General features: G+C 73.5%; 10 protein-coding genes. 5 read left to right on the forward strand and 5 right to left on the reverse strand.

What is annotated here, in order from left to right; translation table 11 throughout:
* Together AB0K51_RS22945 and AB0K51_RS22950 are read left to right on the forward strand one after the other, a co-directional pair.
* Positions 1-2,524 (forward strand): RHS repeat-associated core domain-containing protein (locus tag AB0K51_RS22945; protein WP_363458504.1); only part of this gene is annotated, 2,524 nt, incomplete at its 5' end.
* Positions 2,521-3,015, forward strand: a complete 495-nt coding sequence (locus AB0K51_RS22950) for a HEAT repeat domain-containing protein (RefSeq protein ID WP_363458506.1) — start codon at positions 2,521-2,523, stop codon at positions 3,013-3,015. The genes AB0K51_RS22945 and AB0K51_RS22950, both read left to right, overlap by 4 nt.
* 22 nt (positions 3,016-3,037) lie before the next feature.
* Here the strand turns inward: AB0K51_RS22950 and AB0K51_RS22955 are convergent, their stop codons facing one another.
* The 3 genes from AB0K51_RS22955 to AB0K51_RS22965 all read right to left on the reverse strand — a co-directional run bounded on the left by AB0K51_RS22955 (position 3,038) and on the right by AB0K51_RS22965 (position 5,352).
* Positions 3,038-3,850 (reverse strand): HAD family hydrolase, encoded by an 813-nt coding sequence (locus AB0K51_RS22955; protein ID WP_363458508.1) that lies wholly within the window; start codon positions 3,848-3,850, stop codon positions 3,038-3,040.
* Between the two features lie 68 nt (positions 3,851-3,918).
* Positions 3,919-4,833 (reverse strand): hypothetical protein, encoded by a 915-nt coding sequence (locus AB0K51_RS22960; RefSeq protein WP_363458509.1) that lies wholly within the window; start codon positions 4,831-4,833, stop codon positions 3,919-3,921.
* 90 nt (positions 4,834-4,923) lie between these two features.
* A complete protein-coding gene (locus AB0K51_RS22965; RefSeq protein ID WP_363458510.1) occupies positions 4,924-5,352 on the reverse strand; it encodes a hypothetical protein in 429 nt (142 codons plus the stop codon).
* 290 nt (positions 5,353-5,642) lie between these two features.
* On the opposite strand from AB0K51_RS22965, the gene AB0K51_RS22970 reads away from it, so the two are divergent.
* A complete protein-coding gene (locus tag AB0K51_RS22970) occupies positions 5,643-6,590 on the forward strand; it encodes a hypothetical protein (protein WP_363458512.1) in 948 nt (315 codons plus the stop codon).
* A gap of 198 nt (positions 6,591-6,788) precedes the next feature.
* Complete coding sequence (locus tag AB0K51_RS22975) at positions 6,789-7,679, forward strand: LamG domain-containing protein (protein WP_363458514.1); 891 nt, start codon at positions 6,789-6,791, stop codon at positions 7,677-7,679.
* A 70-nt stretch (positions 7,680-7,749) separates the two neighbouring features.
* On the opposite strand, the gene AB0K51_RS22980 is transcribed toward AB0K51_RS22975, so the two are convergent.
* Positions 7,750-8,817 carry a ParB/Srx family N-terminal domain-containing protein gene (locus AB0K51_RS22980; protein ID WP_363458515.1) on the reverse strand — a complete coding sequence of 356 codons (1,068 nt, stop codon included), beginning with the start codon at positions 8,815-8,817 and terminating at the stop codon, positions 7,750-7,752.
* Between the two features lie 107 nt (positions 8,818-8,924).
* Positions 8,925-10,829: a hypothetical protein gene (locus AB0K51_RS22985; protein ID WP_363458517.1), complete on the reverse strand. Its 1,905-nt coding sequence runs from the start codon at positions 10,827-10,829 to the stop codon at positions 8,925-8,927.
* A gap of 266 nt (positions 10,830-11,095) precedes the next feature.
* Between AB0K51_RS22985 and AB0K51_RS22990 the strand changes: the two genes are divergently transcribed.
* Positions 11,096-13,738 (forward strand): right-handed parallel beta-helix repeat-containing protein, encoded by a 2,643-nt coding sequence (locus tag AB0K51_RS22990; protein ID WP_363458518.1) that lies wholly within the window; start codon positions 11,096-11,098, stop codon positions 13,736-13,738.
* Positions 13,739-13,922: the final 184 nt, after the last annotated feature.

A 13,922-nucleotide genomic window follows, 5' to 3' on the forward strand; every position in this document is an offset into this window, starting at 1 on the left:
CCTGATCGCCGTCACCCGCCCCGACGGCCAGCAGACCCTCGCCGCCTACACCGACCGCCTCAGCCTGCCCGTCACCGTCACCGAACCCGGCGGCGTCGTGTGGCGGCAGACCTACGACGAGCACGGGCGCCGGACCTCGGTCACCAACCCGCTCGGCGCGGTGACCCGGTTCGGCTACGACGAGCTCGGGCACCTGGAGAGCGTCACCGACGCGCTCGGCCACACCACCCGGATCCGCTGCAACCCCGCCGGCCTGCCCGTCGAGTCCACCGACCCGACCGGACGGACCGTCGGCTACCAGCGCGACGCCTTCGGCCGGGCCCGCACCATCACCGACCCGATCGGCGGCGTCACCCGGCTGACCTGGACCGCCGACGGCCGTCCGGCCACCAGGACCGCCCCCGACGGGACGGTGGAGAGCTGGGTGTACGACGGTGAGGGCAACCTGCTCACCCACACCGACGAACTCGGCCAGGTCAGCACCTACGAGTACACCCACTTCGAGACCCTCGCCGCCCGCACCACCCCCGACGGCGCCCGGATCACCTTCACCCACGACGCCCACATGCAGCTGGTGGCCGTCACCAACGCCCTCGGCCAGCGCTGGGAGTACGAGTACGACCCGGCCGGGCGGCTGATCGCCGAGAGCGACTTCGCCCGCCGCCGCGCCGAGTACACGCTCGACCCGGCCGGGCAGCTCGTCGCCCACACCAACGCCGCCGGGCAGCGCACCGCGCACCGCTACGACGAACTCGGCCGGCTCGTCGCCACCGAGACCGCCGGCCGGGTCACCAGCTACGGCTACGACCGGGCCGGACACCTGGTGCACGCCGCCAACCCGGACGCGGAGGTGACCCGCGTCGTCGACGCACTGGGCAACGTCCTCGCCGAGACCGTCAACGGCCGCACCCTCACCCACACCCTGGACACCCTCGGCCGCCGCACCTCCCGCACCACCCCCGGCGGGCACACCAGCGGCTGGACCTACGACGAGGCCGGCCGCCCGACCGCCCTGCGCACCCCCGGCGGCGACCTCGGCTTCGGCTACGACGCGGCCGGCCGCGAGATCGAACGCACCGTCGGCGCGCAGCTCACCCTCACCACCAGCTGGGACGCCCGCCACCGCCGCACCGGCCAGGCCCTGCACGGCCGCACCGCCGGCGAACCGGCCCTGGGCGCCCGCCGCTACGACTACCGCCCGGACGGCCAGCTCACCGCCGTCGACGACCAGCTGACGGGACGTCGGGAGTTCGACCTCGACCCGGCCGGCCGGGTCACCGCCGTCCGCGCCGAGAACTGGACCGAGAGCTACGCCTACGACCCGGCCGGCAACCTCACCGACGCCCAGTGGCCCGCCACCGGCGCCACCAGCGACGCCGTCGGCCCGCGCGCGTACGAGGGCGCCCTGCTCACCGCCGCCGGCAAGGTCCGCTACGAGCACGACGCCGCCGGCCGGGTCACCCTGCGGCAGCGCACCCGGCTCTCCAAGAAGCCCGACACCTGGCGCTACACCTGGGACGCCGAGGACCGCCTCACCGAGGTCACCACCCCCGACGGCGCCCGCTGGCGCTACCTGTACGACCCCTTCGGACGGCGCACCGCCAAGCAGCGCCTCGACGCCGACGGCGCCACCGTCCTGGAGCAGACCGACTTCACCTGGGACGGCCACACCCTCGCCGAGCAGACCACCCACGCCCCCTACCTGCCCGGCCCCTACACGCTCAGCTGGGACCACAAGGGCCTGCGCCCGCTCACCCAGACCGAGACCATCGCGACCCAGGAGCAGGTCGACCGGCGCTTCTTCGCCATCGTCACCGACCTGGTCGGCACCCCCACCGAACTCGTCGACCCGGCCGGCACCGTCGCCTGGCGCGCCACCGCCACCCTCTGGGGCAACACCGTCTGGGCGGGCGACAGCAGCGGGTACACGCCGCTGCGCTTCCCCGGCCAGTACTTCGACCCCGAGACCCGGCTGCACTACAACCTGCACCGCTACTACGACCCCGAGACCGCCCGCTACACCAGCCCCGACCCGCTCGGCCTCGCGCCCTCGTCCAACCCGGACGCCTACGTCCGCAACCCGCACGCCTGGATCGACCCGCTCGGCCTGTCCCCGCACGAGGACGCCGAGGTCTTCTACCGCGGCATGTCGCGGGCCGAGTACGAGAAGCAGCTCAAGGCCGAGGGCGGCCTGTACCCGAAGTTCGGCGAGACCTTCGTGACCCAGGACGAGGCGTACATCCGGCAACTGGCGGCCCGTCACCCCGAGGACTACGAGGTCCTGGTCCAGTTCGAGATGCAGGCCGGCACCCGGGACGCCCTGCTGGCCGCCGGCGCCCGCGACGACCCCGCCTCGCAGGCGATCCGCGAGAAGGGCCTGGCCGACCTGCCGATCCTCGGCCGCGGCCAGGCCGACCGGGTGCACATCAAGGCCGAGAAGGGCTTCCTCAACTTCGGCCTGCGCAAGAAGTCGGTGGATATATTCAACGGGCGGATCCTCGGATACGAGACGAAGGACTGGTGAGCCCGGTGACCCCGGACGAGATCGAAGCCCTGCTGCGCGACCCGTCGGTGCCCTGGGAGGAGCGCCGTGACCGGGTCAAGGACCTGCAGGGGGTCACCGGTGCGACCGCCGCCGGGCTGGAGGCCGCCCGGGCCGCCGGCGACTGGGGGAAGTTCGAGCTCTTCCTGCTGGTCGCCGCGGCGCACCCGGACCCGTCCTACCTCCCGCCGATCACGGCCGCGCTGGCCCTGGGCGCCCGGGAGGTGCCGAACGAGGACGCCCTCGAGGTGCTCGCCGACCTCCCCGATCCCGGAACCATCGCGCTGCTCGAACGGATCGCCCGCACCGAGCACGAATGGGACGAGTTCAACCAGGTCGGCGTCAAGGCGGTGTGGGCGCTGGAGGCGATCCACACCCCGGAGGCCACCGCCGCGCTCGCCCGGATCGCCGAGCACGGCGACGAGTACGTCCAGCGCTGGGCGGCGAAGGCGGTCACCCGGCGCACCCGGTGACGGTGCGTCCGGTGATGGTCGGTCAGACCAGCGTCTCGATGACCGTGGCGACGCCGTCGTGCTCGTTGCTGACGGTGTGCCGGGTGACCGAGGCCAGCACCAGCGGGTGCGCGTTGGCCACCGCGTAGGCCTGCCCGGCCCAGGCCAGCATCTCCAGGTCGTTGGGCATGTCGCCGAAGGCCACCACCTCGGCCGCGTCGATGCCGCGCTGCGCGCACCAGCGTGCCAGCGTGCTGGCCTTGGTCACCCCCGGGGCGCTGATCTCCACCAGCGCGATCGGGCTGGAGCGGGTGATCTCCGCCAGCGGGCCGACCGCCGCCCGGGCCCGGTCCAGGAACTCGTCCGGGGCCAGGTCGGGGTGCTTGGCCAGTACCTTGAACAGGCCGTCCACCCGTCCCTCGGCGACCAGCTGCTCGGCCGGGGCGACCGGGTGCTCCTTGTCGGACTCCCACATCACCACCGTGTACTCCGGCTCCCGCGCGAACCCGCCCGGGAACTCGAACGCGAACGCGGTGCCCGGCAGTTCGGCGCGCAGCCGCTCGACCACGGCGAGCGTCTCGTCCGGCCGCAGCGGGAAGGTCTCCAGCAGCTCGCCGCGGTGGACGTCCACCACCGCGCCGCCGTTCGAGCAGATCGCCACGCCGTGGCCGCCGATGTGCGGGCCGAGCTGCTGCATCCACCGCGGCGGGCGGCCGGTGACGAAGACCACCTCGAGACCGGCCGCCTCGGCGGTGGCCAGCGCCGCCGCGGTGCGGGCGGAGAGCGTGCCGCCCGACCCGAGCAGGGTGCCGTCGAGGTCGGTGGCGATCAGGCGGGGGCGCGGCGAGGGGCTCATCGGTCCATCTTCGCGCACCTGTGCGGAATCCGGTCCCGCCCCGGCACCGACCGGGGCGGGACCGGCGCTCACGGCGCCACGTTCAGCGTCAGCGCGGCGGTGTGCAGCGTCCCGCCGGTCTGGAACTGCAGGAACAGCCGCCAGTCACCGGCCTTCGACAGCTCGGCGTGGAACGGCAGGGTCGGACCGCCGCCCGCACCGGTGGCCTTCACCTGCGGGTGCAGGTGGGCGAAGGCCTGGTCGCCGGTGTGGAACGCGGTCAGATGGGCGTAGGTCTCCAGGTAGGGCTGCAGGTCGGTGACCGGCTGCCCGTCCCGACCGACCGTCACCGTCAACTCGCCCGCCACTCCCGCCTTCGGCGCACCGGCCACGGTCACCGTGTACCCGTCCACCGTGGTGCTCGCCGCGGCGGCGGGCAGCGGCACCGGCGTCGCCTGTCCGGGCACCGTGACGGTGCGGCTGAGCACCAGCCCGGTGCCCTTGCCACTGCCCGCGCCGGGGACGAACGAGGCGTACACCCGCCAGTCGCCCGGCTCCAGCGCGGCGAGCGGCGCCGTCCAGCCGCCGTCCTGGCCGAGCACCGGGTGCAGGTGCTGGAAGCCCGACAGGTCCGAGCGGATCGCGTAGAAGTGCATCGGCTTGGTCTGCTCCGGCTCGAACGCGGTCAGCGCCCTGCCGTCCGGCCCGGTCACGGTGAACCGGTACTCGCTGCCGGACAGCGCGCCGTCCAGCCGGTAGCCGCCCTGCTCGGCGGCCAGGCCGTCGGTGGCCGCACCGGCCATGCCGTCCGGGCCGTGGCTCATCCCGGCCATGTCGTGGCCGGACGCGGCAGCGGACGGCTTCGTGTCGCCGTGGTCCATGCCGGCCATCGAGCCGCTGCCGCAGGCGGTCAGGGTCAGCGCGAGCACGGCCGCGGCCGCGGCGGCCAGCGCCCGGCGGCGGGGGGAGGGGGTCGTCCGGGTCGTGGAAAGCATGCTGGTCATGGGAGATCGCTCCAGGGTGCGCGCGCGGATGCGCGGTCGCGGACAGGACGCGGCGCCCGCCCGGGCCGTCGGCCCGACCGGGTGGCGCCCTCACCTGCGGGCGACGCCGACCCTGGTCAGCAGCTCCCGCCCGCCCTCCGGCGGCGCCCGGCCCCGCCCGTCCGCCGCCGGCCGCACCCGGGGGTGCGCGAGGGCCACGGCCCCGGTCCACACCGTGGCGGGCCCGGGCGCGGCCAGCGGAGCGTGGTCCCGGGCCTGCGTGGACACGCAGCTGGCCGCCCCGGCATGACCCGGGCGGTACGGCGCGGCCGCCGCTGCGGGCGTGCGCTCGTCCGCTCCGGCGGTCGCGGCGTGCGGCGACGACTCGCCCGCCGCGGCGGGCGGTTGCGGATGGCACCCGGCCGCGCCGGTCGGGCTGCCGTGCATCAGGAACAGGCCGAGCAGCAGGGCGCAGAGCAGCGCCCACCGGGCGGCCGTCCGCGACCCGGCGGGTACCGGGGTCCGCCCAGTCCGCTGCACCCCGCCACCATACCCCCTCCCGGTATCTGGTCCAGGCAGCCGCGCCGGTCGCGCCGCAGGTCCGTCAGCCTCGGCCGACCGTGCGTCACGCGCACCTGACGCGGCGACAAATCCGCTGGCAGGGTGCGATGGTAGGGGTACGTCCGGCTGTTTCTGTTCGGTGACAGAGCGATGATCGGCGCGGGATATCCGCTCGCCATGATTGTCGTACAGCGTCCGCCGGACCCCGCCGGGAACGAGCGAGCGGACGCCGCCCACGCCGCTCACCATCCGTCCCTGGGGGAACTCCGATGTCCGTCCGCACCCGCTCCCGCCGCGCCCGCCTCGCCACCCTCGCCGCCGTCGCCGTGCTCGGCGCCACCCTCCCGGTGCTCGGCGGCGCGTCCACCGCCTGGGCCTGCGGTGACGAGCCGGAGACCCCCACCGTCAGCCAGGCGGTCACCGGAGCCGTCAAGGACGCGAACGCGGTCAAGGCCGCCGACCAGACCACGCCGAAGTTCCCCAAGAGCGACTTCCTCCCCGAGATGCCGAAGTCGGTCACCGCGGGCGGCGCCGGCGTCGAGTTCGGCATCGAGCTGGGCAACTCCACCGGCGCGCCGATCGAGGACGCCAAGCCCTTCCTGGCCTTCTACAACGAGCACGAGGACGGCACCGGCGCGAGCATCCTGCAGCCGTCCGACCTGACCCTGGAGGTCATGCAGGGCGGCACCTGGAAGAGCCTGCCGCTCGAGCCCGGCTGCGACCCGGTGCTGCGCGCCGACTACTCCTCGCTCGCCACCCACCTGGACGACGGCCACGCCACCCGGTTCCTGTTCCGGCTCACCGTGACCGGCCACTCCAACGCCGCGCAGACCCAGGTCGACATCTACCTCGGCGCCCAGGTCGACTTGCACTACGTGCTGCCGATCGTGCACCCGGCCGCCCCCGCCCCGACCACCCCGGCGCCGGCCCCGACCACCCCCGCCACCAAGCAGCCCACCACCCCGGCGTCCACCCCCACCACCAAGGCCCCGGCCACCGCGCCGACCACCGCCGCCGCCGTCCCGGCCGCCGCGGTCAGCAGCGCCGCCCCGACCCCGACCGCCGTCGGCACCCCCGCGGTCGCGCAGAACCTCGCCTCCACCGGCGGCGGCTCCTCCTCCACCCCGCTGCTGATCACCGGCACCGTCCTGGTGGCGCTCGGCGCCGGCGTGGTGACCGTGGCCGCCCGCCGCCGCGCGGCCGCCGCCCGCGACTGAGCCGACTGCCCGTCAACTCCCCTGCCCCGTCGCCTCCTTCGGCGGCGGGGCCGACGGGCGTCGCGCCCCCCGCAGTTCGCGTGTTCGAACCGCGCCGCCTAGAGTTCCGCCGACGAAGCAAGCCGAACGGGGAACGGGGAGAACGTGGCGGGCAGGCGTGCAGCGGGCGGTGCGGGGACTCAGGTCAGGCCGGTCACGGTGGGGCCGGACGCGGCCTACTGGGAGGCGATGGCCGAGGCCGAGCAGCGGGAGGCCCGCCGCAAGCGGATGCTCGGCCTGACGCTCGGCGGCGGCGCCCTGGTCGCGGTCGGCGCGATGATCACCGTCGCCGTGGTCGTCTCCCAGCACTCCGACGGAACACCGGCCGCCAAACCGGCCAGGAGCGCCGCCGCGCCCTCCGCCGCCGCGCCCTCCGGCACCGCCGCCGCCAAGCCCGCCGACAAGGCGGAGTCCGCGGCCAAGCCCGAGGGACTGCAGCCCGGCAGCGCCGCCAAGCTCGGCCCCGCCGACGGCCGGGACGGCACCGCCCTGCTGCTGCCGGGCAACGGCGACGGCTACGCCGAGGCGGCCGACGCCGGGATCGACACCGCGAAGGACTTCACCGTCTCCGCCGTGGTCCGCAACGACGCCGCGAGCGACCCCAAGGCCGCGCTGTCGCAGAACGGCGAGCAGTTCTTCGCCTACTACCTCGGCCGCGAGGACTCCTCCGCCGCCACCCGCAACCGCTGGGTCTTCAAGGTCCAGACCGCCAACGAGGCCGGCAAGACCGCGATGGCGCTCTCCACCGCCCCCGCCGCCACCGGCCGCTGGACCACCCTCACCGGCGTCTACAACGCCAAGGCCAAGACCATCTCGCTCTACGTCGACGGCACCCTCGCCCAGACCACCCCCGCCCCCGCCGTCCTCCCCGCCAAGGGCCCCCTCGAACTCGGCCGCGCCCGCTACAAGGCCCACTGGGCCGACGCCTGGAACGGCGGCATCACCGACGTCCGCCTCTGGCGCCAGGCCCTCACCGCCGACCAGGTCACCCGCCTCACCAAGACCCGCACCCCCGACCCGGCCCCCGCCGCCGTCCTCCTCCAGCCCTGACCCGCCGGCCCGCACGCGGAGGGGACCGGCGCGCGCCGCGCCGGTCCCCTCCGTCGGTCCAACCTCCAGGTCAGCCCAGGCCGTTGACCTTCTTGTACTCGAGCGCGTAGGCCAGCTTGCCCGGCTTGGCGTCGGAGTACGGCTTGCCCAGCTTGTCGAACTCGCCCTTGTTGGCGGCCTTGCCGGCGTTCCACTGGTCCAGCGCGCCGAGCTGGCCGGCGGTGAAGCCGCTGTCCACCACGGCGTCCTTGGGCAGTGCCACCATCGCCTGGGTGGTGCCCTTGACGGCGGCCAGGTAGCTCGCGGGGTCCGTCTGGTCCCAGGCCGTCAGGTCGACCGGCGCGGCGTCACGGATCCAGCTGCCCCAGTAGAACTCCTGGAACGGCACGGTGTTCTGGGTGTAGCCGATGTCCCGGCCGAAGTAGAGCAGGCTGCGGTACTTGTCGTCGCTGAAGTCGGCCAGCCCGACGGAGGTCGGCAGCTTGTTGATCGTGACCTCGTTGCCCTCCGGGTCGCGGAGGTAGACCCACTTGTTGGTCTGCATCTCCGCCCAGAAGTCCTTCTTGGTGAGGGTGCTCAGGTTCGCCAGCACCTTCAGCCGGACGTGCAGGTCGGCGCCGCCGTCCGGGGTCTCGAAGAAGGAGGTCAGGGTGTGGTGACCGTCCGTCAAAAACGGCTCGCCGCCGGGGCCGATCACCACGGTCTTCATCGCGGCGGTGCTGTCCGCCGTCTCGCCGCCCACCGGCAGCGCACAGGTGAACGAGGACGGGTCGTCCAGACGCGCGCCCGGCTGGACCGCCGCGGCCTGTACCCGGCCGTCCGCCTCGCACCAGTCGTCGAACTTCTTGTTGACCGCGTCCTTGCCGAGCGTGTACCGCCCGAGCTTGTAGTACACCTCGTCGAAGCCCAGCGACGGCTGGGTCGGGTGCACGTCGCCGATCCGCACGTCCAGCAGGTCGCCCTCCTGGGCGCACAGGTACTGCGCGAACGGCGTGTGCCGGTTGTCGTGCCCGCAGAACGACGGACGGGTCCCCGGCGCCCCGGGCGCGGCGAACGCACCCGGAGCCGTGGCGACGACGGTGGCCAGTGCTGCACCGACCGCCAGCACCGGTGCGGCGGACGGGAGTCTGAATCGCATGACACTCCTTGCGGCAACGCGGATGTGACCCGCGAGGGTGTCAGCGCCCCGCCAACACCCGCCCACCCGCCCGTGACGCCCGGACGAACGCCGGGCGTCGGGGCGCGCTACTGCCAGCGGGTGTAGAAGGTGTAGATCGTCGGCTGACTCCGCCAGCCGGAGGCGGTCACGGCCCACACGTACACGGAGTGCGTGCCCCAGCTGCCCGAGTTGATGACGGCCTGGGCCGTGCCGTTGGTCGCCGGGACCAGGGTGTCGGGCGCCGTGCTGGAGTCCAGGGCGTAGTGGAAGGAGGCGATCGTCCTCCCCTCGGTGCTGCCGGTGGAGGTGGCGCCGAAGGTGAAGGTCAGCGGCTGCTGCATGAAGATCTGGCCGTCCACGCCGTTGGAGGCCACGGTCACGCCGGTGATCAGCGAGTCGGCGTCCACCCGGAAGTAGCAGGTGCTGCTCGGCGCGGAGACCCGCGTCCCGTCCGTCTCGTACGTGTAGAAGCTGTACGAGCCCGAGGTCGGCTTCCCGATGGAGACGCCCGTCTGGAAGTGGTCGGCGACCGGTGTGCTGGAGTAGGAACTGGTGCTGCCGTCCGGGGCGGTGAGCACCACCTGGAGCCACGGGCTCGCCCCGTTACCGGCGAGGCCGGGCGGCGTGGCGAACACCTGGACGTCGCTCAGTGCGTTGGGGAGCCAGTTTCCCGGGGCGGTGGCGGCGCAGGCCACGTTCGGCCCGTTGGTGCCCAGGCCCAGCGCGGTCGGGCCGCCCTCCGGGAGGGTGAAGTAGCCGAAGATGTCGACGACCACGTCCACCGTGCCCAGGTGGTTGTAGAAGTTGATCATTCCGGAGTCGTCCACCGGCACGATCACCATGTTCGGGATCGTCTGCCCCGGGCGGAAGTTGAGGTTCGAGGTGGTCGGCCGGCCGGTGCCGTTGCCGGGGAAGACGGTGAGGAAGCTGTCGGCGGTCGGGTTGGTGACCGTGACGTTGAGGACGACCGCGGCCACCTTCGTGGTGCCGAGACCGCCCGTGGCCACCGGGAGGTTCATCGTGCCGTCGGCGTCCAGCGTGTGGAAGCTCCCGCTGGAGCGGGTGTCGACCATGCGCTTCGGGCCGGTGGCCGAGTACGACGCGCCGTTCGGAGCGGCCTGGTAGAAGCCGAAGACGTCCACCACGACCTGGGTCGAGCCGATGTGGTTGAACAGGTCCACGCTGCCGTCCGCCCCCAGCGGGACGGTCACCAGGTTCGGGACGGTCTGCCCCGGCGTCCAGTTCAGGCTCGACGTGCTCGGACGGGTGATGCCGTGCGGAAAGACCGTCAGGAAGCTGTCGGCGGTGGTGTCGGTCACCGTCACGTTCAGCACCACCGAGGTCGCCCCGGCCGCCGGCACGCCGCCCGCCCCGGCCACCTTGAGGTTGCGCGTCACGCCCTCGCCCACCGCGCCGTTCGGCCGGGTGTCGAGGATCCGCGCCGGACTCAGCGGTACGTAGGTGGACCCGGTGATCGCCTGGCTGTCCGTGTAGTAGCCGGCCAGGTCCGCCACCACGTGTGTGCTGCCGGAGTTGTTGAAGAAGTCGACGTACCCGTTGACGACCGGCACCGTCACCGCGTTCGGGACGGTCTGCCCCGCCGTGAAGTTGAGGTTCGACGCGGTCGGCAGCGTCGTCCAGTCCGGATACACCGTCAGGTGGCTGTCCTCGGAGGGCTCGGTGACCGTCACGTTCAGCACGACGGCCTTCACGTCACCGGCCGGCAGCCCCACCGGCACCCGGATGCTCGCCCCGCCCTTGACCTTCCCCGCGGCCGGTACCCCGACCGCGGACCGGGTGTCGAGGATCCGGTGCGGCTCCACCTTGACGAACTTCCCACCCGGCGACGGAACCGGCACCGCCGCCCCCTGCGCGGTGGCCGTCCCGGTGCCCCCGACCACCGTCAGGCCGAGCGTCACCACGCCCGCCAGCCCCAACGCCAACCGGCGTACCGCGCCCGAACGACGCGGCGAGCCCACAACCCGGTCCAAGTGCCACCCCTGATGAAACGAAAGGAACCCGCCGGGACGACGTCACCGGCTGATGATTCATACCAGCACCGACCGTCGCCGGCCGGGCCGCCGGCATCACGGTTGGGCAAAGTGGTTCGCCGACGCCCGACACCGGTGCCAGCTGACGGAGCGCCGGATCAGCCCTGGTCGCACAGCGCGGAGGGGGCCATCTCTCGTGCCGGTGGCGGCTGTTACCCTCTGCACGCGTACGGCCTGCCGCCGTCGAGTGTTCAGAAGGAGCACAGTTGCGAAGACTGACCGCGACCCGGGTCGCCGTCACCGTTCTGCTGGTGGGCGCCGGGGTGCCTACCGCGATGGTGCCGGCCGGGGCGACGACGACCGGGCCGATGGCCTCGTCCGCGAGCACCCTGTACGTGGCGAACCAGGCGGCGTGCTCCGACGCGGGCCAGGGCAGCGCGGCGCAGCCGTTCTGCACCGTCTCCGCGGCCGCGGCCGTGGTCGCACCGGGTCAGACCGTCCGGGTCGAGCCGGGCAGCTACCACGAGCAGCTCCGGATCAGCCGGTCCGGCACGGATGCTGCGCCGATCACCTTCGTCGCGGAGAACACGGCTCAGGGCATGGTCCGGGTCTTCTCCGACACCGCGTCGGTTCCGGCGGTCTCGGTCTCCGGCGTCCGCAATGTGACGCTCCGTGGGTTCACGGCGTTCGCCGGTTCGGGAGCGGACGCCTTCCGGGTGTCCGACTCCTACCTGGTCGCGATCGAGCAGGGCTCCGCCCACGGGAACGCGGCCGGTGTCCGGGTGACCGGCTCGTCGAGCACGGTGTCCGTCCGCCAGGTGTCCGTGGTGGACCGCGGTCCGGCCGCGATCCAGGTCGACGCGGGCGTGTCCGGGACCAGCGTGACGGCCAGCACCATCACCGCCTTGTCCGGGTCGGGCCGGGCCGCCACGGGCGTGCTCGCCACGGACGCCCCCGGCACCACGGTCACGGGCAACACCGTGATCGCCCCGTGCGGCCAGGGGATCGCGCTGGCCGGAGCCTCCGTGGGTTCCTCGATCGAGAACAACATCGTCGAGAACGCGGGCGGGTCGCCGAAGGCCCCGGCGGCCTGCCCGGCGCCGTTCACCTCCACGGCGATATCCGTCTCGGCCGACTCCGCGGACTCGACCGGGGTCGACTACAACCTGGTCGACCCGACCGGCGGCGGAGCGCCGTACAACTGGAGCGGCACCGTCTACCCGACCCCGGCGGCCCTCACCGCGGCGACCGGACAGGGTGCCCACGAGCTCTCCGCCGCACCGCAGTTGACGGACGCGGTCGGCGGGGACATCAGCTGGTACCCGCTCGCATCCACCTCGCCGGCCATCGACTCCGCCGACGCCGACGCGCGCGGCGCACTGGCCGTCGACTACCTGGGCGCACCGCACCAGGACGTCCCGGCCGTCCCGAACACGGGCGCGGGGAAGACCGCCTACGCCGACCGCGGTGCGGTCGAGTTCGCGGCGGCGGCCGCATCGTCCGGCAGCCCCCGGATCGTGCAGGCCCCCGGCGGCGGGGCGCTCGAGGTCGAGGCCTCGGTGCCGGGCGCCGGCTACCCGGGCGCGCCCTACGGCGCGACCGGCGCGAGCTTCGCCTACCAGTTCGACGACGAGCCGTTCCCCGTGGTCACCACCGAGGGCACCGTCCGGCACACCTTCCAGCGGGCCGGCTACCACGGCGTGCGGATCGCGGTCAGCACCGACGGCTTCCGGACCGGAACCGGCGTCAGCTTCCCCGACGGCGGCGTCGTCGTGGGTGCGGACTACACCCCGGTCGCCCCCACCCGGCTGCTGGACACCCGCAACCGCATCGGCACCCCGACCACCACCCCGGTCGCCCCGGGCGGCGACCTGCTGCTGCCGATCACGAGCGTCGACGGCACCCCGGCCGCCGAGTTGACCGCGGTGACCGTCAACGTCACCGTCACCGAGCCGACCGGCACCGGCTTCCTCACCGTCTACCCGGACGGCCGGTCGCTGCCGAACGCGTCCAACCTCAACTTCACGCCCGGGCAGACCGTCCCCAACCTGGTGACGGTTCCGGTGGAGGGCGGCGGCATCCGCTTCCACAACACCGGCAGCGGCACGGTGCACGTGATCGCCGACCTCGCGGGCTACTACAGCAACAAGGGCTACGGCTTCAAGCCGCTGGCGCCGACCCGGGTCCTCGACACCCGCTCCGGCCTGGGCGCCTCCGCGGCCCGGCCGATGGCGGTCGGCGAGTACCTGCGCGTCAACCTGTCGGACCGCATCCCGGCCGGCGCGAAGGCCGCGGTCCTCAACGTGACCGTGACGGAACCCCAGGACACCGGCTTCCTGACCGCGTTCCCCGACGGCCAGCTGCTGCCCAACGCGTCCAGCCTCAACTTCACCCCCGGGCTGACCGTGGCCAACCTGGTGACCGTGCCGGTCAGCAACGGCCGGATCGACCTCCACAACAGCAGCTTCGGCACCGTCCACGTCGTGGCCGACCTGGCCGGCTACTACGGCACCCCGGACAGCGGCGCCACCCTCAGCTACATCCCGCAGAGCCCGGTCCGGGTCGCCGACACCCGGGACGGCACGGGCCTCAACCGCTCGGCCGGCGCGGTCGCCCCGCAGGACGGCATCAGCATCTACCCGTCGTTGCCGCTGGGCGACAAGTGGCCGGTCAGCGTGCTGTTCAACGTCACCGTCACCGAACCGCGGGACACCGGCTTCCTCACCGCCTACCCCGACGGCCGGACCCGCCCCACCGCCTCCAACCTCAACTTCACCCCCGGCCGCACGGTCCCCAACCTGGTCTCCGTCCCGGTGGCCGACGGCCGGGTCAGGATCGACAACGGCAGCTTCGGCCCCGTCCAGATCGTGGTCGACGAGCAGGGCTACTTCATCGACCCCACCCACTGACCCACCACACCGAACCCCCGACGGCCGGGTGCCCCTCCCCACCAGGAGACGGCACCCGGCCGTCGCCACAACCCGGTCGGTGCCGCCGCGACAAGAGCTCTGGCGCAGGCGCAGGCGTTCAGACCGGCTCGACGGCGACGCGGCCTGCACTCTGAAACCCGCACTCTTCCGTTGCGCCGTCGAC

It is taken from the genome of Kitasatospora sp. NPDC049285, assembly GCF_040678815.1.
In the GTDB taxonomy this organism is placed as follows: domain Bacteria; phylum Actinomycetota; class Actinomycetes; order Streptomycetales; family Streptomycetaceae; genus Kitasatospora.

Coding starts and splice junctions, on each gene's coding strand:
- AB0K51_RS22980 (WP_363458515.1), bottom strand. CDS start 8,817: ATGCGATTCAGACTCCCGTCCGCCGCACCGGTGCTGGCGGTCGGTGCA.
- AB0K51_RS22960 (WP_363458509.1), bottom strand. CDS start 4,833: ATGACCAGCATGCTTTCCACGACCCGGACGACCCCCTCCCCCCGCCGC.
- AB0K51_RS22970 (WP_363458512.1), top strand. CDS start 5,643: ATGTCCGTCCGCACCCGCTCCCGCCGCGCCCGCCTCGCCACCCTCGCC.
- AB0K51_RS22955 (WP_363458508.1), bottom strand. CDS start 3,850: ATGAGCCCCTCGCCGCGCCCCCGCCTGATCGCCACCGACCTCGACGGC.